General features: G+C 51.5%; 27 protein-coding genes and 1 pseudogene. 25 read left to right on the top strand and 3 right to left on the bottom strand.

Translation table 11 applies throughout. The features are described from left to right. Positions 1–243 precede the first annotated feature (243 nt). Positions 244–1,503: a transcription termination factor Rho gene (gene rho / locus DBZ16_RS11875; RefSeq protein WP_070496795.1), complete on the bottom strand. Its 1,260-nt coding sequence runs from the start codon at positions 1,501–1,503 to the stop codon at positions 244–246. Positions 1,504–1,955: 452 nt separating this feature from the next. Here rho and DBZ16_RS11870 point away from each other — a divergent pair, with 452 nt between their 5' ends. The 12 genes from DBZ16_RS11870 to nfsB all read left to right on the top strand — a co-directional run bounded on the left by DBZ16_RS11870 (position 1,956) and on the right by nfsB (position 9,738). Further along, positions 1,956–2,852, top strand: a complete 897-nt coding sequence (locus DBZ16_RS11870; protein ID WP_107814140.1) for a DMT family transporter — start codon at positions 1,956–1,958, stop codon at positions 2,850–2,852. A 27-nt stretch (positions 2,853–2,879) separates the two neighbouring features. Further along, positions 2,880–3,239 carry an STAS/SEC14 domain-containing protein gene (locus DBZ16_RS11865; RefSeq protein WP_107814139.1) on the top strand — a complete coding sequence of 120 codons (360 nt, stop codon included), beginning with the start codon at positions 2,880–2,882 and terminating at the stop codon, positions 3,237–3,239. Between the two features lie 197 nt (positions 3,240–3,436). Next, positions 3,437–4,174: a 1-(5-phosphoribosyl)-5-[(5-phosphoribosylamino)methylideneamino]imidazole-4-carboxamide isomerase gene (gene hisA, locus DBZ16_RS11860; protein ID WP_107814138.1), complete on the top strand. Its 738-nt coding sequence runs from the start codon at positions 3,437–3,439 to the stop codon at positions 4,172–4,174. A 333-nt stretch (positions 4,175–4,507) separates the two neighbouring features. Next, a complete protein-coding gene (locus tag DBZ16_RS11850) occupies positions 4,508–4,825 on the top strand; it encodes a hypothetical protein (protein WP_003740874.1) in 318 nt (105 codons plus the stop codon). A gap of 144 nt (positions 4,826–4,969) precedes the next feature. Next, positions 4,970–5,737 carry an imidazole glycerol phosphate synthase subunit HisF gene (gene hisF / locus DBZ16_RS11845; protein ID WP_003776869.1) on the top strand — a complete coding sequence of 256 codons (768 nt, stop codon included), beginning with the start codon at positions 4,970–4,972 and terminating at the stop codon, positions 5,735–5,737. A gap of 122 nt (positions 5,738–5,859) precedes the next feature. After that, positions 5,860–6,258 carry a phosphoribosyl-AMP cyclohydrolase gene (gene hisI / locus DBZ16_RS11840; RefSeq protein WP_107814136.1) on the top strand — a complete coding sequence of 133 codons (399 nt, stop codon included), beginning with the start codon at positions 5,860–5,862 and terminating at the stop codon, positions 6,256–6,258. Between the two features lie 160 nt (positions 6,259–6,418). Next, the gene (locus tag DBZ16_RS11835; RefSeq protein WP_080614407.1) at positions 6,419–6,742 is read left to right on the top strand and encodes a phosphoribosyl-ATP diphosphatase; all 324 of its coding nucleotides are present in this window, start codon (positions 6,419–6,421) and stop codon (positions 6,740–6,742) included. Between the two features lie 113 nt (positions 6,743–6,855). Continuing rightward, the gene (locus tag DBZ16_RS11830; RefSeq protein WP_003740880.1) at positions 6,856–7,179 is read left to right on the top strand and encodes a histidine triad nucleotide-binding protein; all 324 of its coding nucleotides are present in this window, start codon (positions 6,856–6,858) and stop codon (positions 7,177–7,179) included. Between the two features lie 45 nt (positions 7,180–7,224). Further along, entirely contained in the window at positions 7,225–7,428 is a 204-nt protein-coding gene (gene tatA / locus DBZ16_RS11825) for a Sec-independent protein translocase subunit TatA (RefSeq protein WP_003679438.1), read from the top strand. Between the two features lie 3 nt (positions 7,429–7,431). Continuing rightward, the gene (tatB, locus tag DBZ16_RS11820) at positions 7,432–8,106 is read left to right on the top strand and encodes a Sec-independent protein translocase protein TatB (RefSeq protein WP_080614406.1); all 675 of its coding nucleotides are present in this window, start codon (positions 7,432–7,434) and stop codon (positions 8,104–8,106) included. Positions 8,107–8,114: 8 nt separating this feature from the next. Further along, positions 8,115–8,891, top strand: a complete 777-nt coding sequence (gene tatC / locus DBZ16_RS11815; protein ID WP_107814135.1) for a twin-arginine translocase subunit TatC — start codon at positions 8,115–8,117, stop codon at positions 8,889–8,891. 196 nt (positions 8,892–9,087) lie between these two features. After that, the gene (gene nfsB, locus DBZ16_RS11810; RefSeq protein ID WP_107814134.1) at positions 9,088–9,738 is read left to right on the top strand and encodes an oxygen-insensitive NAD(P)H nitroreductase; all 651 of its coding nucleotides are present in this window, start codon (positions 9,088–9,090) and stop codon (positions 9,736–9,738) included. 248 nt (positions 9,739–9,986) lie between these two features. Here the strand turns inward: nfsB and DBZ16_RS11805 are convergent, their stop codons facing one another. Next, positions 9,987–10,325, bottom strand: coding sequence for a P-II family nitrogen regulator (locus DBZ16_RS11805; protein WP_003756171.1), 339 nt, complete (start codon positions 10,323–10,325; stop codon positions 9,987–9,989). 606 nt (positions 10,326–10,931) lie between these two features. On the opposite strand from DBZ16_RS11805, the gene DBZ16_RS11795 reads away from it, so the two are divergent. Further along, positions 10,932–12,200 carry an NRAMP family divalent metal transporter gene (locus tag DBZ16_RS11795; RefSeq protein WP_107814146.1) on the top strand — a complete coding sequence of 423 codons (1,269 nt, stop codon included), beginning with the start codon at positions 10,932–10,934 and terminating at the stop codon, positions 12,198–12,200. Positions 12,201–12,206: 6 nt separating this feature from the next. On the opposite strand, the gene DBZ16_RS11790 is transcribed toward DBZ16_RS11795, so the two are convergent. Then, complete coding sequence (locus DBZ16_RS11790) at positions 12,207–12,371, bottom strand: nitrogen fixation protein NifZ (RefSeq protein ID WP_240600369.1); 165 nt, start codon at positions 12,369–12,371, stop codon at positions 12,207–12,209. 72 nt (positions 12,372–12,443) lie between these two features. On the opposite strand from DBZ16_RS11790, the gene prfA reads away from it, so the two are divergent. The 12 genes and pseudogenes from prfA to adk all read left to right on the top strand — a co-directional run bounded on the left by prfA (position 12,444) and on the right by adk (position 20,954). Further along, positions 12,444–13,520: a peptide chain release factor 1 gene (gene prfA, locus DBZ16_RS11785; protein ID WP_070440566.1), complete on the top strand. Its 1,077-nt coding sequence runs from the start codon at positions 12,444–12,446 to the stop codon at positions 13,518–13,520. Positions 13,521–13,765: 245 nt separating this feature from the next. After that, on the top strand, positions 13,766–14,773 hold the full coding sequence (locus tag DBZ16_RS11780) for an FAD:protein FMN transferase (protein ID WP_107814132.1): 1,008 nt from the start codon (positions 13,766–13,768) through the stop codon (positions 14,771–14,773). Positions 14,774–14,838: 65 nt separating this feature from the next. Next, positions 14,839–15,864 carry a tetraacyldisaccharide 4'-kinase gene (lpxK, locus tag DBZ16_RS11775; protein WP_107814131.1) on the top strand — a complete coding sequence of 342 codons (1,026 nt, stop codon included), beginning with the start codon at positions 14,839–14,841 and terminating at the stop codon, positions 15,862–15,864. A gap of 48 nt (positions 15,865–15,912) precedes the next feature. Then, complete coding sequence (locus tag DBZ16_RS11770) at positions 15,913–16,449, top strand: DUF2059 domain-containing protein (protein ID WP_107814130.1); 537 nt, start codon at positions 15,913–15,915, stop codon at positions 16,447–16,449. A 26-nt stretch (positions 16,450–16,475) separates the two neighbouring features. Next, entirely contained in the window at positions 16,476–17,057 is a 582-nt protein-coding gene (locus DBZ16_RS11765; protein WP_107814145.1) for a DUF2059 domain-containing protein, read from the top strand. Between the two features lie 36 nt (positions 17,058–17,093). After that, positions 17,094–17,189 (top strand): annotated as a pseudogene (locus tag DBZ16_RS16640) (Trm112 family protein); the annotation flags it as partial. A 34-nt stretch (positions 17,190–17,223) separates the two neighbouring features. Further along, positions 17,224–17,799, top strand: a complete 576-nt coding sequence (locus DBZ16_RS11760) for a DUF2059 domain-containing protein (RefSeq protein ID WP_107814129.1) — start codon at positions 17,224–17,226, stop codon at positions 17,797–17,799. A 70-nt stretch (positions 17,800–17,869) separates the two neighbouring features. Beyond that, the gene (locus DBZ16_RS11755) at positions 17,870–18,052 is read left to right on the top strand and encodes a Trm112 family protein (RefSeq protein WP_002221286.1); all 183 of its coding nucleotides are present in this window, start codon (positions 17,870–17,872) and stop codon (positions 18,050–18,052) included. Then, positions 18,049–18,810 (top strand): 3-deoxy-manno-octulosonate cytidylyltransferase, encoded by a 762-nt coding sequence (kdsB, locus tag DBZ16_RS11750; protein WP_107814128.1) that lies wholly within the window; start codon positions 18,049–18,051, stop codon positions 18,808–18,810. Before DBZ16_RS11755 ends, kdsB begins: the two co-directional genes overlap by 4 nt. Before the next feature lie 137 nt (positions 18,811–18,947). Then, entirely contained in the window at positions 18,948–19,607 is a 660-nt protein-coding gene (locus tag DBZ16_RS11745; protein ID WP_107814127.1) for a hypothetical protein, read from the top strand. Positions 19,608–19,705: 98 nt separating this feature from the next. After that, positions 19,706–20,224 (top strand): 3-deoxy-manno-octulosonate cytidylyltransferase, encoded by a 519-nt coding sequence (locus DBZ16_RS11740; protein ID WP_107814126.1) that lies wholly within the window; start codon positions 19,706–19,708, stop codon positions 20,222–20,224. 82 nt (positions 20,225–20,306) lie between these two features. Continuing rightward, on the top strand, positions 20,307–20,954 hold the full coding sequence (gene adk / locus DBZ16_RS11735) for an adenylate kinase (RefSeq protein ID WP_107814125.1): 648 nt from the start codon (positions 20,307–20,309) through the stop codon (positions 20,952–20,954). The last annotated feature ends 114 nt before the right edge of the window (positions 20,955–21,068 follow it).

Below are 21,068 nucleotides of genomic sequence, written 5' to 3'. Positions count from 1 at the left end.
ACCAACTGTGATATACTTATTTGTTCGTTTAACCGCCGCCGAAGCAGCGAAGAACCGAACTATACCCCCCTCCAAAAAAACCGTCAACTCCCAAACAATAAAAAATTCTACAAAACACACCAACAATATGAAATTCAACGGTTTTTATTTCGAAACTTTCAAAACCATTCTCAAACAAAACTCAACAACCCACCCCTCCAACACCAAAGGTCGTCTGAAATCTCTTTCAGACGACCTTTATCACTATTTACCACGCATCAATTCAAAAAACTCATCATTATTTTTGGAATCTTTGAGTTTGCCCACCAAAAATTCGGTCGCTTCGATTTCGTCCATTGGATGCAGGAATTTGCGCAAGAGCCACATGCGCTGCAACTGGTCGTTCGGTACCAGCAATTCTTCACGGCGCGTGCCGGATTTATTGATGCTGATAGCAGGAAACAGGCGTTTTTCTGCCATACGGCGGTCGAGGTGCAGCTCCATATTGCCTGTACCTTTAAATTCTTCATAAATCACGTCATCCATGCGGCTGCCGGTTTCTACCAACGCAGTAGCAATAATAGTGAGCGAGCCGCCTTCTTCAACGTTGCGTGCTGCGCCGAAGAAGCGTTTAGGACGATGAAGGGCATTAGCATCTACGCCGCCGGTCAGGATTTTGCCGGAAGTGGGTACAACGGTGTTGTAGGCGCGGGCAAGACGGGTAATCGAGTCGAGCAGGATGACCACATCTTTTTTGTGTTCTACCATGCGCTTGGCTTTTTCAATCACCATTTCAGCCACTTGGACGTGGCGTTGCGCTGGCTCGTCGAATGTAGAGGAGACGACTTCGCCGCGCACGGAGCGGCTCATTTCGGTAACTTCTTCAGGGCGTTCGTCAATCAACAAGACGATGAGTTCGACATCGGGATAATTGGCGGTAATCGCGTGGGCGATGTTTTGCAACATCACGGTCTTACCGGTTTTGGGTGGCGCAACCAAAAGGGCGCGCTGTCCGCGTCCGATGGGGGAAACTAAATCAATAGCTCGGCCGGTAAGGTTTTCTTCGGCTTTGATGTCGCGCTCGAGTTTGAACTGTTTGGTGGGAAAAAGCGGGGTGAGGTTTTCGAAGAGGATTTTGTGTTTGCAAACTTCGGGATGATCGCCGTTGATACTGTCGAGGCGGACGAGTGCGAAATAGCGTTCGTTGTCTTTGGGTACACGCACGCTGCCTTCGATGGTGTCGCCCGTATGCAGGTTGAAGCGGCGGATTTGTGTGGGGGAGACGTAGATGTCGTCGGGCCCCGCGAGGTAGGAAGTGTCTGCGCTGCGCAAAAAGCCGAATCCGTCGGGCAGGATTTCAAGCGTGCCTGAGCAGGTAAAGCTTTCACCCTGCTTCATCATTTGGCGGACGATGGCGAATACGAGGTCTTGTTTGCGGAAACGGTTGGCGTTTTCAATGCCGTGTTCTTCTGCCATTTCCAAAAGTTTGGAAATGTGTAGCGTTTGTAGTTCTGAAACGTGCATGATTTTTGACAGTTGTATTGGAAAAGAATGGGATTCGGAAGACAGAGGTCGTCTGAAAAGAATGGTGTACGGAATGTACAGTGATATTTGAGAAACCTGAATTGTAGGCAGTCGGAGGGCGGGTGTCAAATTTAGGCGGGGTAAGGTTTATAAGATTTGTTGTATGGCGAACAACACAAAACGAAAACAGGTCGTCTGAAAAATGAGTTTCAGACGGCCCATTAAAGGAAATAGCAATCTTCTACTATTTAGTGTTTATTCAGATAACCTTCGGGGAAGATGCTGTGATATGTGGTGTATCGCCAAATCGTCATCATAAATAGCAGCAACAGGTCTACCCCAGCATGACTAAAGCAGGAATCAGCCAGAACGTCATAGAATAAATGCTAAAATCTTTTCAGACGACCCCCGTTTATAACCACACAACCATTTCCTCTTTGGAAATTTGATAAATGACCACACCCGCAACCAAAGACCCTCTCGGTTCTGCATGGATGATTGTTGCCGCACTCGGCTTTACCGTCATGAACGTGTGCATCAAAGCAGCGGCGGCGAAATTCGGCTTCAACAGTGGCGAACTGGTATTTTGGCGTATGAGTTTTGCCGCCATCGTCTTAGGCATAATGGCAAAAGCACGGGGTGACACCTTTGCTACGCCACACTGGAAAACCCACCTCAACCGCAGCGTTGTCGGCACAGCCGCTATGTTTTGTCTGTTTTATGCCGTCATGCACCTACCGCTGGCAACGGGAGTAACCTTAAGCTATACCTCTTCGATTTTTCTGGCGGTGTTTTCATTTTTTATCTTGAAAGAACGGATTGCACTTTATACGCAGGCGATTTTGTTATTGGGCTTTCTCGGTGTCGTCCTGCTGCTGAACCCTTCTTTCAAAGGCGGACAGGAAATTGCCGCACTGGCAGGCTTGGCGGGAGGAGCTATGTCAGGCTGGGCGTATTTGCAAGTGCGCGAACTGTCGTTGCTCGGCGAGCCGGGTTGGCGGGTGGTGTTTTATTTTTCAATAACCGGTGTCGTCATGGCGTCGGTTTGGGCTACTTTAACCGGCTGGCACAGCATCCCTCTTTCCGCCCTGCCCTATCTTTGCTGCATCGGGCTTGCAGCCATGCTTGCCCAACTTTCAATGACCCGCGCCTATAAAGTCGGCAACAAATTCACCGTCGCCTCTCTTTCTTATCTGACCGTCGTCTTTTCCGCCCTATCGGGCATGATATTTTTGGGCGATACCGTCACTTGGCAGGAAACCTTTGGTATGATTATTATTGTCACAAGCGGCATATTGAGCAGCATCCGGCCGGTTTCGATTAAAAAGTGGTTTACCAAAACAAGCTGACCATTAACCTTTAAAAAGGAGAGCATGATGATTTCCATCCGCGAACAGTCTTACGGTTTGAATGTGGCGCTGTACAACGAATTTACACTGGACGATTTCCGCCAGCTTGAAGCCGCCTTATTGGAAAGCAAGCAAAAAATCCACCTGCCCGACATCCTTTTGGATTTGTCCATGTTGAAAGATTTCACGATCGATATGGCGATGGAGCAGATCAAATTCCTCAATCAACACGAAAACGACTTCGGCCGCGTCGCCGTCATTACAGACGACATTTGGATCAAACTCGGCGCACGCCTCTCCAGCCTGTTGACCAACCAGCATCCGAAATATTTTGACGATGCCACCAAGGCTCAAGAATGGCTGTTGGCAAGCAATTTCAAGCAATAGAAATGAAACACTGAATCAGATGAAACATCTTTCTACCCTTTTCACCCTCTGAAACACTTTAGGAAAGGGTCGTCTGAAACATGCAAAATACACACAAAATAACCTCGTTTTAGTGTTATCAATGACGTTTTTTCATTTAAATATGCTAAAACTCGATAATTTGTGTAAAATACACTCCGCATAAGGATAGGACTCCCATGCTGCTGATTCCCGCAATCGATTTAAAAGAAGGCCGCTGCGTGCGCCTGAAACAAGGTTTGATGGAGCAGGCGACGGTGTTTTCCGACTCGCCCGCTGAAACTGCGCTGCATTGGTTCAAACAAGGCGCGCGCCGTTTGCATTTGGTGGATTTGAACGGCGCATTTGCCGGCGTTCCGCAAAATTTTCCCGCCATCAAGGATATCCTCGCTGCTGTTGCCAAAAACATTCCCGTGCAACTGGGCGGCGGGATACGCGACTTGGAAACCATTGAAAAATATTTGGATTTGGGACTGAACGACGTCATTATCGGCACGGCGGCGGTGAAAAATCCCGACTTCGTACGCGAGGCGTGCAAATCGTTTCCTGGGCAGATTATCGTCGGACTGGATGCCAAAGACAGCATGGTGGCGATAGACGGCTGGGCGACGGTAACTGAGCATCATGTGATTGATTTAGCGAAACGTTTTGAGGACGATGGCGTCAACAGCATCATCTATACCGACATCGGCCGCGACGGCATGATGAGCGGCGTAAACATCGACGCAACCGTCAAATTGGCGCAAGCCGTCGCCATTCCGGTTATCGCGTCGGGCGGGTTGACCAATTTGGATGACATCCGCGCCTTGTGTGCCGTTGAGAAACACGGCGTGGCGGGTGCGATTACCGGTCGCGCGATTTACGAAGGCAGCATTGATTTTGCCCAAGCGCAGCAGTTGGCGGATTCGCTGGCATAAGTTGGTGTAGCGAAACTCGCTGCGTTCGTTTTGGCGAAACTCGCTGCGCTCTTTTTCAGACGACCTTATTTAAAAACAACCATCAAGGTCGTCTGAAATGACCAAACGTTTACTTACTCACTTGTCCCGCCGTTTTAAAACAATATAGCGGGGCGAATATACACAATAATCGGCTGAACCCGTTTGCCTTCATTGTTGCCCTGTCTTCATAGACAGGACAAAAGACGGGCTCGTCCATTTTCTTCACAATAAAAGGCGGCTGACCGCCGAATATTGCTTGGGATTCACCATTCCACATTTAATTGTTTTATTTACTTTTTTAAGGGGTATTTCATGTTTGAAGCATTTATTTTGGGCTTTTGGATTATCTGGTCGTCCGGTCGCAACGTGCGCGCCGTCAGCGAGGGCTTGGGATTTACCATCATCGCCATCCTCGTCCGCCAGCTTTCTGCATTCGATATGCCGATGATCGACACCTATTGGATGGTGTTTAACGGCGCGTTGTGGGCATTTGCCAGCGCAGTGTTTTATATCGTCGGACGCTTCAGCGGCAACTTTATGACTTCCTGCGTATTCGCCGCTATTGCGGGCGTCGGCTATTTCCAACTACTCCAACACCTGCCCAAATGGGTTCACAACTGGCTGGCGTAACACCTGCCTTGCCGGTATCAATGATTTGAAAGGTCGTCTGAAACGGATTATCCGTTTGGGTGGAATCCGTTGTATGGGTTTTAGCGTAACCCGCTTCGTTCACTTTCAGACGACCTCATTCCTAGGTTTGGAAAGGCATTCGAAATGGCACTGGCAAAACGCATCATCCCCTGTCTCGACGTCAAAGACGGCCGCGTCGTCAAAGGCGTGAACTTTCTCGGTTTGCGCGATGCGGGCAATCCCGTCGATGTCGCCAAACGCTATAACGACGAAGGCGCAGACGAGCTGACCTTCCTCGATATCACCGCCTCCTCCGACAACCGAGACACCATTTTGCACGTCATCGAAGACGTTGCCTCACAAGTTTTCATTCCTCTAACCGTCGGCGGCGGTGTGCGCACCGTAGCCGACATCCGCCGCCTGCTCAATGCCGGTGCGGACAAAGCCAGCATCAATACTGCCGCCGTCACCAACCCCGATTTAGTCAACGAAGCCGCCGGATTTTTCGGCTCGCAAGCCATCGTCGTCGCCGTCGATGCCAAAGCCGTCAATCCCGAAAACACCCGCTGGGAAATCTTCACCCACGGCGGGCGCACGCCGACCGGCTTGGACGCAGTCGAATGGGCGGTTGAAATGCAGCGGCGCGGCGCAGGCGAAATCCTGCTCACCAGCATGGACAGGGACGGCACGAAACAAGGCTTCAACCTGCCGCTGACCCGCGCCGTCAGCGAAGCGGTCGATATTCCCGTCATCGCCTCCGGCGGCGTCGGCAATGTTCAGCATCTGATTGACGGCATCAAAGAAGGCAAAGCCGATGCCGTGCTTGCCGCCAGTATTTTCCACTTCGGCGAAGTCAGTATCCGCGATGCGAAGCTCGCCATGCGTGAAGCCGGAATCGAAGTGCGGCTGTAAGTTGAACTTGATTGACTCGAGGTCGTCTGAAAACGAGCGCAGCGAGTTTCGCCAAAACGAGTGTAACGAGTTTCGCTAAAATGAACGAAGCGAGTTCGTCAAAATAAATAAGGATGCCGAATATGGATAACAGCCTGCTTGAAGCCGTCAAATTCGACGAAAAAGGCTTGGTCTGCGCCATCGCCCAAGATAGGCAGACCCGCCGCGTATTGATGGTCGCATGGATGAACGCCGAAGCCCTGCAAAAAACCGTAGAAACCGGTTTCACCCACTATTACAGCCGCTCGCGCCAAAAACAATGGATGAAGGGCGAAGAATCGGGACATACGCAAAAGGTTTACGAATTACGCCTAGACTGCGACGGCGACGCCATCGTGATGCTGATAGACCAAAACGGCGGCATCGCCTGTCATACGGGGCGAGAAAGCTGTTTCTACAAAGTTTGGAAAGACGGCGCATGGCAGACGGTTGATGCCGTGTTGAAAGACGAAGAAGCCATTTATGGGCATACGCATCCTTAGAGGTCGTCTGAAAACGAGTGTAACGAGTTTCGCCAAAACGAGCGCAGTGAGTTTCGCTAAAAATCGGGTTGATGATTGACTGTTGTCAGAACACTCGCCCAAAACCCGGCAAACCGATGCCTTATCCGAATAATCCTTATCCTTCAAAGCCGAAAATCCCATGACCGACACCATCCTCTCCCAAATCCAAAACACCGTCGACTCCCGCAAAAGCGGCGATCCCGAAGCTTCCTACGTTGCCCAGCTTCTGCACAAAGGCGAAGACAAAATCCTCAAAAAAGTCATCGAAGAAGCGGGCGAAGTGCTGATGGCGTCGAAAGACGGCGGCGGCGAACATCTCGTTTACGAAGTTGCCGACTTATGGTTTCACACTATGGTTCTCTTGGCGCACCACGGTTTGCGTGCCGAAGATGTCGTCAACGAGCTTGCGCGCCGTCAAGGTTTATCAGGCTTGGCGGAAAAAGCCTCTCGCAAAGAGCCTTGAATTTATATTACAATCCGACCTTATTCGTTTTTCTGCCGTCTGTTTGACGAAACGCGCTTCGCTCATTTTAGCGAAACTCGCTGCGCTCGTTTTCAGACGACCTCGGAGCCATTATGGACAACTGTATTTTCTGTAAAATCGCCGCCAAAGACATTCCGGCGCAAACCGTGTACGAAGACGACGAGATGTTGTGCTTCAAAGACATCCGCCCCGCTGCGCCGGTTCATCTGTTGCTGATTCCGAAAGTCCATTTCGACTCGCTGGCACACGCCGCGCCCGAACATCAAACCCTCTTGGGCAAAATGATGCTGAAAGTCCCTCAAATCGCCGAAGCGGCAGGTTTGACCGACGGCTTCAAAACCCTTATCAACACAGGTAAAGGCGGCGGACAGGAAGTGTTCCACCTGCATATCCACATCATGGGTACGCCTGCATAAACCAACATTCCCACCATCCATTTTCAACTATATCAAGGATTTATTATGGGTAGCTTCTCTCTGTGGCACTGGATTATCGTATTAATCATCGTTGTTTTGGTTTTTGGTACCAAAAAACTGCGCAACGTCGGCAAAGACCTCGGCGGTGCCGTGCATGACTTCAAACAAGGCCTGAACGAAGGTACCGACGGCAAAGATGCCAAAAAAGACGAAGTCATCGAACACAAAAAAGACGAAGACAAAGCATAATCTATGTTTGATTTCGGTTTGGGCGAGCTGCTTTTAGTCGGCATCGTCGCCCTGATTGTACTTGGCCCCGAGCGTTTGCCCGAAGCTGCCCGCGTCGCCGGACGGCTCATCGGTAAGCTGCAACGCCTCGTCAGCAGCGTCAAGCAGGAATTCAACACCCAAGTCGAATTGGAAGAGCTGCGCAAAGCCAAACAGGAATTTGAAGCCGCCGCCGCACAAGTGCGCGACAGCCTCAAAGAAACCGGTACGGATATGCAGGACAACCTGCACGACATTTCCGACGGACTCAAACCTTGGGAACGCCTGCCGGCGCAACGCACGCCTGCCGATTTCGGTTTGGATGAACACGGCAACCCGCTTCCTTCGTTAAGCACGGAAGTTTCAGACGACCTGTCCGTTTCCACGTCGTCTGAAAACGCTATGGCGCAAGCAGGCAATCCGACGGATGCCGTCGAAACCGACACGCCTGCAGAATCCGAGCAAGACCGCGCATGGCGCGAATACCTGACCGGCAGCGCCGCTCCGGCGTCCAATGTCGTAGAAGTCAGCTATATCGACACTTCCGCAGACGCGCCCGTGCTGCATATCACTTCCCTCAAAAAACAAGCGATGAACCGCAAGCGCGACCTGCGCCCGAAATTTCATGCCAAACCCAAACTTCGCGTCCGTAAAAAGTGAGTAAACCGGTGTCCGAACCTCAAAACGAACAACCCGTCCAACCTCTTATCGAACACCTTATCGAGCTGCGCCGCCGCCTGATGTGGATCGTCATCGGCATCGTCGTCTGCTTTCTCGGCATGATGCCGTTTGCCCAGCAGCTTTATACCTTCGTTGCCGAACCATTGATGGTGAATCTTCCCAAAGACACCAGCATGATTGCCACCGACGTCATCGCGCCGTTTTTTGTACCGGTGAAAGTGACGCTGATGGCGGCATTCCTCGTTTCCCTGCCGCACACGCTCTACCAAATCTGGGCATTCGTCGCGCCCGCCCTCTACCAAAACGAAAAACGCCTGATTACCCCGCTCGTCCTCTCCAGCGTCAGCCTGTTTTTTGTCGGTATGGCGTTTGCCTACTACCTCGTTTTCCCAGTTATCTTTAAATTCCTCGCGGGCATTACCCCCGTCGGCGTCAACATGGCGACCGACATCGACAAATACCTGTCCTTTATTTTGGGCATGTTCGTCGCATTCGGCACGACTTTCGAAGTCCCCGTCGTCGTCGTCCTGCTCGCCAAAATCGGCGTTGTGACCACCGAACAACTCAAAAACGCACGACCCTACGTCATTGTCGGCGCATTCGTCATTGCCGCCATCATTACCCCGCCGGACGTGATTTCCCAAACCCTGCTTGCCGTCCCGCTTATCCTGCTTTACGAAGCAGGCATCTGGTGCAGCCGCTTTGTCAAACCCAAATCGGACGAAACCGACGAACACCCACCCCTTCCGCCCGCAGAAACTTAAATACAGCCTGCGGATATAGCTTGCAAAGGAAAAAAGGTTGTCTGAAACGTAACTTCCATTTCAGACGACCTTTTTCATACGCCAACGTTTGCGTTTTACCGACCTTATACCGAAATCCTCACCAATTTCCTGCATTGCCCCTTTCAGACGACCCCTCTATAATCCCCGTTTCCATCCTAAAAACAGGAAACATTTCATGAACATCACAGAAATCGTCCGCCAACGATACAGCACCAAATCTTTCGACCCGTCCAAAAAAATCGCTGCCGAAGACTTCGCCCATATCGAAGCCGCCCTGCGCAACAGCCCCTCCAGCGTCAATATGCAGCCGTGGCACTTCATCATCGCCGATGACGAAGCGGGCAAAGCGCGCATTGCCAAATCCACCGAAAAACTCCCTTACAACACCCCGAAAATCACTCATGCGTCCCATGTCGTCGTTTTCGCCGCCCGCGTTTGCGCCGACGATGATTATGTCGCCGCCGTATTGGCGCAAGAAGACAAAGACGGACGTTTCGCCACTGAAGAAGCCAAGCAGGCAGGCGACTCTACCCGCAGCCTGTTCTTGGGCATCCACCGCAACCAATTCCAAGATGAAGAGCAATGGCTTGCCAAACAAGTCTATATCAACATGGGCTTCACCCTGCTCGCCGCTGCCGCAGCAGGCATCGACGCCGTCCCGATGGAAGGCGTGGATTTGCAGGTTTTGAATGAGGAATTCGGCTTGACTGAAAAAGGCTACAAAGCCGTCGCCGTTGTCTCCTTCGGCTACCGTGCCGCAGACGATTTCAACGCCGCCCTGCCCAAATCGCGTTTTGAAAACGAAGTCATCTTCACCAAAATCTGAACCCGATAGAAACAAAAACAAGGTCGTCTGAAACCCGACAATGCAGGATTTCAGACGACCTTATTTGTATAGTGGATTAACTTTAAACCAGTACGGCGTTGCCTCGCCTTAGCTCAAAGAGAACGATTCTCTAAGGTGCTGAAGCACCAAGTGAATCGGTTCCGTACTATCTGTACTGTCTGCGGCTTCGTCGCCTTGTCCTGATTTTTGTTAATCCACTATATCAGCCAATCGCGGCAACGATAGGATTAAATCGCCGCTTCCGCGCGTTCACCCGTCCGTATCCGAATCACTTCTTCAACCGGCAACACAAAAATCTTGCCATCGCCAATTTTGCCCGACCGCGCAGTCTCGACAATGATATCGATGGCGCGTTCCACATCTTCATCAGCCAACACCAGCTCGACTTTGACTTTGGGCAGAAAATCAACCGCATACTCCGCACCGCGGTAAATTTCGGTATGCCCTTTCTGACGGCCGAAACCTTTAACCTCGCTGACCGTCATGCCGCTTATCCCGATTTCTGTCAGAGCTTCACGGACATCGTCCAATTTAAACGGCTTAATCACAGCTTCGATTTTTTTCATGATATTTTTCCTTAAATTTCAGGATGGCGCGGCATTCAACCCTCAACCGATTTTGTTTGGGCAAAAGCGCCGAATCAAATCAAACACACAGCCTCGCGTTCATTTTTTACACAAGATACTACGGTCGAATTGCCCGCCCACCCTAGCGTAGAACAGATTAAATATTATAGTGAAACCCTGACAAAACCGCTATGGCGCGCGTTCCATCGGTTTTCACCCATTTTCCAACACACTCCATTTATAGTGGACTAACAAAAATCAGGACAAGGCGACGAAGCCGCAGACAGTACAGATAGTACGGAACCGATTCACTTGGTGCTTCAGCACCTTAGAGAATCGTTCTCTTTGAGCTAAGGCGAGGCAACGCCGTACTGGTTTAAAGTTAATCCACCATAACACGGACAAACAGGAATAAAAAGCGATACAAGGTCGTCTGAAAAAGATTTTTAGGCATAAAATTTCCTGAATATTCTATTTTTTTATTTGATTAGTATTTTTTATCCAAAATTCAGCATAATGTTTTCCAATATTCACCATTCAGGATTTTGATTTACGTTAAAATATGCCTTTTTTTGTGAAGGTCGTCTGAAAAAGACGGAGAGAATGATGTCTGAACAACACACACACGCTTCGACTTGGAAAAGCAAAATTAATGCACTGGGTCCCGGAATCATGATGGCTTCGGCGGCGGTCGGCGGTTCGCACCTGATTGCCTCCACGCAGGCGGGCGCGCTTTACGGCTGGCAGCTCGCGTTGATTATTATTTTGACCAACCTCTTCAAATACCCGTTTTTCCGCTTCAGCGCGCATTACACGCTGGATATGGGCAAAAGCCTGATTGAAGGCTATGCCGAGAAAAGCCGCGTTTACTTGTGGGTATTCCTGATTTTATGCGTCGTATCGGCAACGATTAACGCGGGCGCAGTCGCCATCGTGACCGCCGCCATCGTCAAAATGGCGATTCCTTCGCTGACGCTGAATGTCGGCGCAATCTCCGCGCTGATTATGGTTTCCTGCCTGATTATCTTGGCGAGCGGACGCTACAAAGCCTTGGACAACGTTTCCAAAATCATCATCGTCAGCCTGACGATTGCCACAGTCGCCGCGGCCGCCATCGCTATGTCGCGCGGCATGCAGATGAAACCCGACTTTATCGAGCCTACCCCATGGACACTGGCAGGCTTGGGCTTCCTCATCGCGCTGATGGGCTGGATGCCGGCGCCGATTGAAATTTCCGCCATCAACTCGCTGTGGGTTACTGAAAAACAACGCATCAATCCTTCCAGCTACCGCGACGGTATTTTCGATTTCAACGTCGGCTACATCACTAGCGCAGTGTTGGCGGTCGTCTTCCTCGCCTTGGGCGCGTATGTACAGTACGGCAACGGCGAAGCAGTGCAAATGGCGGGCGGCAAATACGTCGGACAACTGATTAATATGTACGCCGTCACCATCGGCGACTGGTCGCGTCCGATGGTGGCATTCATCGCCTTCGCCTGCATGTACGGCACGACGATTACCGTAGTGGACGGCTACGCGCGTGCGATTGCCGAGCCGGTGCGCCTGCTGCGCGGCAAAGACAAAACGGGCAACGTCGAACTGTTCGCCTGGAACGTTTGGGTCGCAGGTACGGGCTTGGCAGTGATTTTCTGGTTCAACAGCGCGATGGCAGAGCTGCTCAAATTCGCCATGATTACCGCCTTCGTTGCCGCCCCCGTGTTCGCTTGGCTGAACTACCGCCTCGTTAAAGGAGACGAACGCCACAAGCTGACGGCAGGCATGAACTTCCTCGCCATCCTCGGCTTGATTTACCTGACCGGGTTTACGGTTTTGTTCCTGCTGAACCTGACAGGCATCTTGGCTGCACCTAAGTAAGCCCAATCAAAACAAAGGTCGTCTGAAAACCGGATTTCGGTTTTCAGACGACCTTTTGCCATGTATAGCAAAACGGGTAATCGAAGGGATGAACTTCAAACCGATGCCGCAAAGCAAACCGACATCGTCGCTCACCATTAGAAACTCCGCCATATCTTTTTGAATTTCCAACCAAACCCATTATAATAACTCCTCCTCACGCCGTCGCGGACGACTCCCGACGGCATTTGTTATGGAAGAATTATGAAGCCGTCTATCTTAGAAAAACTACAACAACTCAGCGACCGACTGGAAGAAGTCACCCACCTTCTCGGACAGCCCGAAGCCACGTCCGATATGGACAACTACCGCAAGCTCACGCGCGAACACGCCGAATTGACGCCCGTGGTCGAAGTATTCCAAAACTATCAGTTGGCTCAAAGCGACTTGGCGGATGCCGAAGAAATGCTGTCCGACCCCGAAATGAAAGACTTTGCCGCCGAAGAAATCGAAGTGGCAAAAGCTAAAATCGACACGCTCGATACCGAACTGCAAAAACTGCTGCTACCCAAAGATGCCGACGACGACAAAAACATCTTCATCGAAGTGCGCGCTGGAACGGGCGGCGACGAAGCCGCGCTGTTTGCCGGCGATTTGCTGCGTATGTACAGCCGTTACGCCGAGCGCAACCGCTGGCAGGTTGAAATCGTCTCCGCCAACGAAAGCGAGTTGGGCGGTTATAAAGAAGTCATCGCCCGCATCGTCGGCTTGGGCGCGTACAGTCGTCTGAAATTTGAATCGGGCGGCCACCGCGTACAGCGCGTCCCTGCCACCGAAAGCCAAGGCCGTATCCATACTTCCGCCTGCACCGTCGCCGTCATGCCCGAAGCGGATGAACTGGAAGACATCGAGTTGAACCCCGCCGACCTGCGCATCGACACCTTCCGCGCATCCGGCGCGGGCGGTCAGCACATCAACAAAACCGACTCCGCCGTCCGCATCACCCACCTGCCCACCGGCATGGTGGTCGAATGCCAAGACGGCCGCAGTCAACACGCCAACAAGGCGCAGGCGATGAAAGTCCTCGCCGCCCGCCTGAACGATGCGCAAAAACGCGAAGCCCAAGCCAAAGAAGCCGCCGAACGCAAATCTCTTATCGGCAGCGGCGACCGCAGCGAACGCATCCGCACCTACAACTACCCCCAAGGCCGCGTGACCGACCACCGCATCAACCTCACCCTGCACAAGCTGGATTTTGTGATGGACGGCGACTTGGAAGAAATCACCAACGCCCTGATTGCCGAGCATCAGGCAGAGCTTCTGGCGGCAATGGGCGATTGATGGGGCGGTTGTCGCTTGCTTTCAAAGCGTGAAGGCAGGCTTGATGGCAAGAAAACAAGTTCTGCCGCAACGTAAATCAAGCCCCAGCCGTCGCCCGCCGTCCTTTCCGTAACCATAAAAATCCTGTGCGGAAATGGCGGCGCTTCTAAAACACTTTCCCAACGCCTTCAAACGCAAACCCAGATAAGCCGACTTCCGCCCGTTCCTCCAACACTGCCGCTTTTTCAGACGACCCATCCCAAGCCATGAACACCCCGCTCACCCGCCGCCGCTTTTTCGCCATCGTCGCCCTGACTGCCGCCGGAGCGACCGCACCCTTTCTCCTAAACCGCAACCGCCCTACCCCGTTACCAACCACCGGCGAGCCCGTTATCTGGAAAGGCATTGCGCTGGGTTCCGGCGCCGAGCTCCGCCTCTTCGGCGTTGACCGCAAAGAAGCTGAAATCCTTGTCAACAAAGTTCTCGCCGAAGTCGCCCGCCTCGAAAAAATCTTCAGCCTCTACCGCGAAGACAGCCTGATCAACCGACTGAACAAAGAAGGTCGTCTGAACAACCCGCCACCCGACTTCCTCGCCCTTTTAAGCATCTGCCGCGACATCCACGCCCTGACAGACGGCGCGTTCGACCCCACCGTCCAAGTGCTGTGGAATCTTTACGCAGACCATTTCCGCCGCAACCCGCGTGCTGAAACCCCGCCGTCCGAACCAGACATCCGGCGCACCCTCAAACTCGTCGGCTTCAAACACGTCGTCTTCGACCAAAAAGCCATCCTCTTCGAACAAAAAGGCATGGGCTTGTCCCTCAACGGCATCGCCCAAGGCTACATCACCGACAAAATCACCGCCCTGCTGCAACAACACGGGATCCGCCAAGCCCTCGTCGATATGGGCGAAATCCGCGGTTTCGACACCGACAACCAACGCACATGGAACGTCGGCATCCGCAATCCCCAAAACGAAGAAGCCACCCTCCTGACCCTCCCCATGCAAAACCAAGCCTTCGCCACCTCAGGCGGCTACGGTACCGTGATGGACGAAGCCGGCAAGTTCACCCACCTCTTCGACCCGCGCACCGGCACTGCCGAACCGCGCTACCGCAGCGTCAGCGTCATGGCGCCGACCGCCGCCGTTGCCGATGCCTTCTCCACCGCGTTTTCCATCATGGACGAAGCCGCCATCCGTACCGCCGCCCGCGCCAAACAAGCAAAAGTCTGGCTCGTCATGCCCGATAACCGCATCGAAACCCTAGCCTGAACGACTTATTCTCCAAAATGGTGTAGGCTCTGCCTACAAAGAAACGCAGCTACAAGGTCGTCTGAATGCCCAAACTCCATCAAATCATCGAACGCCATTGGCAACGCCCCAATCCGTTTTTATCTTTCCTGCTCAAACCCTTATCCAAGCTGTTTGCCAAAATTGCGGCGAAACGGCGCGATGATTTCGTTTCAGGTCGTCTGAAAAGCGAAAAGCTGTCCGTGCCCGTGGTCGTGGTCGGCAATATCCACGCGGGCGGGACGGGGAAAACGCCGATTGTCGCCGCGCTGGTGTCTAGCTTGCAGGAAAAAGGCATCAAGGTCGGCATCATCAGCCGAGGCTACGGGCGCAAGAGCAAGGCGGTTCATGTATTGAATGTCGCGAGCCGAGCGGAAGATGCGGGCGACGAGCCTTTGCTGCTGTTCCGTAAAACCGACGCGCCGACGGCGGTGGGCAGCAGCCGTGCGGAGGCAGGCAGGGCGTTGCTGGCAGCGCATCCCGACATCGGGCTGATTGTGGCGGACGACGGTTTGCAGCATTACGCCTTGCGGCGGGATGTGGAAATCGCGGTGTTTCCGGCAGTGGATACGGGGCGAACAGATTTGGATCTGCTGCCCAACGGCAGTTTGCGCGAACCTTTGTCGCGGCTGGACTCGGTGGATGCGGTCGTGGTCAGCGGCGGCAAGGCGGATGCGTCGTTTGCGCCGTCTGAAAATATGTTCCACAGCCGTATCGAAACGGGACAAATTTACCGTTTGAACCAGCCGTCCGAAACACTGGACACAGGTCGTCTGAAAAAACAAACCGTCGCCGCTGTGGCAGGTATCGCCAAGCCAGAGCGTTTTTTCGATTCACTGCGGAACATGGGCATCCCCTTGAACCAAACCGTCGCGCTGCCTGACCATGCCGACATCGCAGCGGCAGATTTGCCCAATGCGGATGCAGTCATTATTACGGAAAAGGATGCGGTCAAGTTTTCAGACGACCTCAATCTGAATCATGTATGGGTTTTGCCCGTTTGTGCGATAATCGAACCTGATTTGGCGGCATTCGTGTTGGGACGCTTGGAAGGCTCTCGACAGGTCGTCTGAAATCAATTGAATCTTTGTTGCTGTTTGTCTTTAATAATAAGGAAATTTATGAACCTGAAAAAACTGCTGCTCACTTTCATTGCCATTGCCGCCTGTTCCGCCGCAACTGCCGCACCTCCAAGCGATAAGTCTTTAAATAGATGGATGGAAGTCCAGCATATCGAACGCGACTTTCTCAAAAATTTGACCAACATGACGGAAGCACAAAACCGACAGCTCATGCAACCGGTCATCGCCTCATATCCACCGGAACTTCAGCCGCAATTACAAGCTGCGTCAGACCGTTATATAAACAAAATGATTACAGCCTATTTCACACCGCAACGTAGAAACAAGCTAATAAAAGAAATAAAAAAAATTGCTAGAGACGAATTCACTCAACAAGAGATTGATGCCATGATTGCGTTTTATGAGACTCCCGTAGGACAATCAATCGCGGAGAAAAATTCGTCATTCTTAAAAAAACTCGCCAATATAGAGCCAAGCGAAGCGGATATGAAAGAAATAGAAACAATTAGCGAACGCTACCTAATTGAATTTGAAAAAGAAGTCGAAAAAATCATGCCTGAAGAATGTACCCCTTAACCCTTAAACTTAAAAAGGAGAAAAAGATGAAACTGAAAACCTTATTATTGCCCTTCGCCGCGCTGGCATTGTGTACCAACGCATTTGCCGCTACACCCAGCGATGCGTCGCTGGAGCGTTGGTTGGATACGCAGAATTTCGACCGGGATATGGAAAAAAATATGATTGACGGTTTCAATATTGAATTTAAACCATATGCAGATAAAGCCCTTGCCAACGTACCTGAAGCGAAAAAAGAACAAATGGCAAAAGCTATTGACCGTTATCGCGAGAATGTTTTGAGAGATTTGATGACACCCGAAATGAAGCAGGCTGTTCGCAATACTTTATTAAAGAATGCCAAATCAACATACACTCAAGAAGAAGTTGACAGCATGATTGCCTTTTATAGTTCGCCTATCGGGCAGGCTATTGTTGCCAAGACACCTCTTATGTTCAATCAAGCGATGAGTGAAATAACGACGTTTGGATTTACATTAACAGAGAAAGCTGTACAGCGTCATATGCCTGAATTTGCGAAAGAGATACAAGGTATCATGTGCGGCGGCAAAAACCCTGATGCAAGCTGCAAACAAGCCAAACAGGTTGAAAAAAAGCATAAGAAATAAATTATAGTCGTCTGAAAATATTTCAGACGACCTCCAATTTATCAAACCCGAAAGAAACCCCATCGAAAAAAATTCTTAGACATCCTCGTCTGCCCCGTTACCAAAGGCAAACTGGAATATCATCAGGACAAAAATGCACCTCTTAAATCTTAAAAAGGAGAAAAAGATGAAACTGAAAACCTTATTATTGCCCTTCGCCGCGCTGGCATTGTGTGCCAACGCATTTGCCGCCCCGCCCAGTGATGCGTCGCTGAAACGTCTGTTTGAAGTACAAAGGATGGACGCTCTGTTGGATCAGTCTTTCCAAAGGGTTGGAGGCATTATGCTCTCCAATCCTAATATACAGAATTTTTTGAAAGATGCGCCGGCGGACAAGCGTCCTCAGTTGGAGGCAGCCTTGAAAAATCATGCAAACCAAATAGCCGCCGAAATCAATACCCCGAAAGTGCGTGCCCAATTGCGTAAAGCAACTATGGAGGGCATAAAAACAGTTCTTACTCAGGAAGAAGTCGATGCGTTGATTGGCTTTTACGGCACGGAGGTAGGTCAATCAATACTCGATAAAATGCCGCGCTATCTTGAGGCAACGATGAATCCGACAATGAACATCATTGCCGAAAAATACGAAAAATCAAATCAAAACGAAAAATTAGTCCGAGAAATCCAGCAGATTATGTGCAGCGGCAAAAATCCTGCCCCAGCCTGCTCAACGCAACCCCAAAAACCGGCACGGACAAAATAATGCCGCTTGAGGTCGTCTGAAAACGAGCGAAGCGAGTTTCGCTAAAACCATCAAACCCGAAAGAAACCCCATGGAAAAAAAATTCTTAGACATCCTCGTCTGCCCCGTTACCAAAGGCAGGCTGGAATATCATCAGGACAAACAGGAATTGTGGAGCCGTCAGGCGAAGCTGGCGTATCCGATTAAAGACGGCATTCCCTATATGCTGGAAAACGAAGCACGAGCGTTGAGCGAAGAGGAACTCAAAGCATGACCGAATTCGTCGTATTGATTCCGGCGCGGCTGGATTCATCGCGCCTGCCCGGAAAAGCCTTGGCGGATATTCACGGCAAACCGATGGTCGTGCGCGTTGCCGAACAGGCGGCAAAAAGCAAGGCGGCGCGCGTCGTCGTTGCCACCGACCATCCCGATATTCATGCAGCCTGTCAGGCGCACGGCGTCGAAGTCGTTATGACTTCAAACCGACACGAAAGCGGCACGACCCGCCTTGCCGAAGCCGCCGCCGCGCTGAAGCTGCCGCAACATCTGGTGGTCGTCAACGTACAGGGCGACGAGCCGCTGATTGCCCCCGAACTCATCGACCGCACCGCCGAAGTCTTGGTAGAAAACAACGTACAAATGGCGACCGCGGCGCACGAATTGCACGATTTCGACGAATTTATGAATCCCAACGTCGTCAAAGTCGTCCTCGACAAAAACCGCAACGCCATCTACTTCAGCCGCGCCCCGATTCCCTATCCGCGCGATGCCATGCGCGCCGAAAAACGCGAATTGCCCGCCGAAACCGCCGTCCTGCGCCATATCGGCATCTACGCCTACCGCGCCGGCTTCCTGCAACGCTACGCCGAAATGAGCGTCTCGCCGCTGGAAACCATAGAATCGCTGGAACAACTGCGCGTCCTGTGGCACGGCTACCCGATTGCCGTCGAAACCGCCAAAGAAGCCCCTGCTGCCGGTGTGGATACGCAAGAGGATTTGGACAGGGTCAGGGCTGCGTTCGAGGTCGTCTGAAAACGAGCGAAGCGAGTTTCGCTAAAACAAGCGAAGCAGATTTCGCCAAAATCCGAAATCAGTCGGTTTCGGCATTAGGTTTCGCAAGTGAAGCCCGTGCTACGGGCTGCTTGAATTTTCTACCATCAGGAATTGCTATGAAACGCAGCATATTGATATTTTTATCCTGCATCGCCCTACCTGTTTACGCCGCCGATTTTTCCGCGTACGTTCCCAAAGGCTGGAAAATCATCAAAAGCGTGGAGGGGGATTTAAACGGCGACAATCAAGCCGATGCCGTTTTGGTGCTGCAAAAGCAAGACAAGGCAAACATCATCCCAAACGACTCTATGGGACTACCTGATTTGGATACCAACCCGAGGATGTTGAAAGTATTGTTCAAGCAGGCAGACGGTTACAAGACGGCTGTCGAAAACACAACGCTGATTCCGCCTGAAAGCGATAAAGATAAAGGATGTCTGAATGACCCACTTTCTGATGTATCCATCGATAAAGGTCGTCTGAAAGTCCATTTTGAAGGTTTTTTCAGTTGCGGAAACTGGTGGAAAGACCGCAGTGACTACCTATTCCGTTACCAAAACGACCGCTTTCTACTGATTGGATATTCATATCACGAATATCACAGAGCTTCGGGCAAAATTGAGGAGTACAGCGACAATTATCTGACTGGAAAGCGGAAGAGAACGACTGGCGGCAATGTGTTCGGTTCGTCGAAAGACCGTCCGAAAGTCAAATGGGAAAGATTGAAAGCGAAACCTTATTATTTGGACGAGCCTTATCACGATCCAATGGAGTGAGATAGGTCGTCTGAAAATGATGAGCCGTAAAAAGCTGTTTTTCAGTACACACCAAACCCGATAATCCGTTCTACCCAAACACCAACAGAAAGCCCTTTATGACCGATTTACGCCATTTGAGCCGCGAGGAGCAAAAACTGCTTGCCGATGTTGCCCTGCTGGTTCAAAACGATGACCAAGAGTTTAACTATGAGATGTTGAAAGCCGCCGCGCCGGATGAAGCCAGCGGCGAGTTTTGGTTCCGTATGGCGGAAACGCTCAGCACGCTGCCGCCCAACCGTTCGCTGGATTTGCGTTTGAACGGCGGCAGGCTGACGGTTGCCGTGTCGATTTTGTCGGTATTGCTGCAAGACAGCCCCAAGATTCCGCAGCTTTGGGCACAAAAGGTGATTGCGCTCAACTACTTGGCACACGGGCATCAGACGCGCGCGCGCGGTTTGGCGCAGCAGGCGGACAAGGCGGCGGAAGCCAACGAGGAAGAGTATTTGGCTAAGACTTTATCGCAAAACCTGCTTTCCACTTTGAAAGACGCGTTGGCACGGTTTCCCGAAGACACATGGTTTGCCGAAATGCGCGATGACGCATGGAAACATTTCGGCGCGGGACAGGCCGTCTGAAGTTTTGAACGATAAACGCAAGCCGTGTAAAATCATTTGAATCACGTTTCAAATCCATATCACTTAACAAGAAGGAACAACCATGAAAGTATTATTGTTAGGCGCGCCGGGCGCGGGCAAAGGCACTCAGGCTCAATTCATTACCGCTGCGTTCGGCATTCCGCAAATTTCCACCGGCGACATGCTCCGCGCTGCGATTAAAGCAGGCACGCCGCTGGGTTTGGAAGCGAAAAAAATCATTGACGAAGGCGGCTTGGTACGCGACGACATCATCATCGGCATGGTGAAAGAACGCATCGCGCAAGACGACTGCAAAAACGGTTTCCTGTTTGACGGTTTCCCGCGCACGCTGGCACAAGCCGAAGCGATGGTTGAAGCGGGCGTGGATTTGGACGCCGTGGTTGAAATCGACGTACCCGACAGCGTGATTGTCGACCGCATGAGCGGCCGCCGCGTTCACTTGTCTTCCGGCCGCACCTACCACGTTACCTACAATCCGCCCAAAGTCGAAGGCAAAGACGACGTAACCGGCGAAGATTTGATTCAGCGCGACGACGACAAAGAAGAAACCGTCAAAAAACGCCTTGCCGTTTACCACGAGCAAACCGAAGTGCTGGTCGATTTTTACAGCAAGCTGGAGGGCGAACACGCGCCGAAATACATCAAGGTTGACGGCACTCAACCGGTAGAAGCCGTGAAAGCCGAAGTATTGGGCGCATTGGGCAAATAAATCGAAAAGGTCGTCTGAAAACAAGCAATCAGGTTTTCAGACGACCTCTTTTTGATAAACTGCGTGATAGACAATAACGGCCGTGCCTACGGGCAAAACCCGAAACGAAAACAC

Source organism: Neisseria sicca, from assembly GCF_003044565.1.
Classification (GTDB): Bacteria; Pseudomonadota; Gammaproteobacteria; order Burkholderiales; family Neisseriaceae; genus Neisseria; species Neisseria sicca_A.
The sequence above is the reverse complement of the archived record's forward strand: the minus strand, read 5'-3'. Positions and strand labels throughout refer to the sequence as shown.

Bases quoted from the DNA above. Each gene is read 5' to 3' on its own strand.
- rho (WP_070496795.1), bottom strand. From the start codon at position 1,503: ATGCACGTTTCAGAACTACAAACGCTACACATTTCCAAACTTTTGGAA.
- DBZ16_RS11870 (WP_107814140.1), top strand. From the start codon at position 1,956: ATGACCACACCCGCAACCAAAGACCCTCTCGGTTCTGCATGGATGATT.
- DBZ16_RS11865 (WP_107814139.1), top strand. From the start codon at position 2,880: ATGATTTCCATCCGCGAACAGTCTTACGGTTTGAATGTGGCGCTGTAC.
- hisA (WP_107814138.1), top strand. From the start codon at position 3,437: ATGCTGCTGATTCCCGCAATCGATTTAAAAGAAGGCCGCTGCGTGCGC.
- DBZ16_RS11850 (WP_003740874.1), top strand. From the start codon at position 4,508: ATGTTTGAAGCATTTATTTTGGGCTTTTGGATTATCTGGTCGTCCGGT.
- hisF (WP_003776869.1), top strand. From the start codon at position 4,970: ATGGCACTGGCAAAACGCATCATCCCCTGTCTCGACGTCAAAGACGGC.
- hisI (WP_107814136.1), top strand. From the start codon at position 5,860: ATGGATAACAGCCTGCTTGAAGCCGTCAAATTCGACGAAAAAGGCTTG.
- DBZ16_RS11835 (WP_080614407.1), top strand. From the start codon at position 6,419: ATGACCGACACCATCCTCTCCCAAATCCAAAACACCGTCGACTCCCGC.
- DBZ16_RS11830 (WP_003740880.1), top strand. From the start codon at position 6,856: ATGGACAACTGTATTTTCTGTAAAATCGCCGCCAAAGACATTCCGGCG.
- tatA (WP_003679438.1), top strand. From the start codon at position 7,225: ATGGGTAGCTTCTCTCTGTGGCACTGGATTATCGTATTAATCATCGTT.
- tatB (WP_080614406.1), top strand. From the start codon at position 7,432: ATGTTTGATTTCGGTTTGGGCGAGCTGCTTTTAGTCGGCATCGTCGCC.
- nfsB (WP_107814134.1), top strand. From the start codon at position 9,088: ATGAACATCACAGAAATCGTCCGCCAACGATACAGCACCAAATCTTTC.
- DBZ16_RS11805 (WP_003756171.1), bottom strand. From the start codon at position 10,325: ATGAAAAAAATCGAAGCTGTGATTAAGCCGTTTAAATTGGACGATGTC.
- DBZ16_RS11795 (WP_107814146.1), top strand. From the start codon at position 10,932: ATGTCTGAACAACACACACACGCTTCGACTTGGAAAAGCAAAATTAAT.
- prfA (WP_070440566.1), top strand. From the start codon at position 12,444: ATGAAGCCGTCTATCTTAGAAAAACTACAACAACTCAGCGACCGACTG.
- DBZ16_RS11780 (WP_107814132.1), top strand. From the start codon at position 13,766: ATGAACACCCCGCTCACCCGCCGCCGCTTTTTCGCCATCGTCGCCCTG.
- lpxK (WP_107814131.1), top strand. From the start codon at position 14,839: ATGCCCAAACTCCATCAAATCATCGAACGCCATTGGCAACGCCCCAAT.
- DBZ16_RS11770 (WP_107814130.1), top strand. From the start codon at position 15,913: ATGAACCTGAAAAAACTGCTGCTCACTTTCATTGCCATTGCCGCCTGT.
- DBZ16_RS11765 (WP_107814145.1), top strand. From the start codon at position 16,476: ATGAAACTGAAAACCTTATTATTGCCCTTCGCCGCGCTGGCATTGTGT.
- DBZ16_RS11760 (WP_107814129.1), top strand. From the start codon at position 17,224: ATGAAACTGAAAACCTTATTATTGCCCTTCGCCGCGCTGGCATTGTGT.
- DBZ16_RS11755 (WP_002221286.1), top strand. From the start codon at position 17,870: ATGGAAAAAAAATTCTTAGACATCCTCGTCTGCCCCGTTACCAAAGGC.
- kdsB (WP_107814128.1), top strand. From the start codon at position 18,049: ATGACCGAATTCGTCGTATTGATTCCGGCGCGGCTGGATTCATCGCGC.
- DBZ16_RS11745 (WP_107814127.1), top strand. From the start codon at position 18,948: ATGAAACGCAGCATATTGATATTTTTATCCTGCATCGCCCTACCTGTT.
- DBZ16_RS11740 (WP_107814126.1), top strand. From the start codon at position 19,706: ATGACCGATTTACGCCATTTGAGCCGCGAGGAGCAAAAACTGCTTGCC.
- adk (WP_107814125.1), top strand. From the start codon at position 20,307: ATGAAAGTATTATTGTTAGGCGCGCCGGGCGCGGGCAAAGGCACTCAG.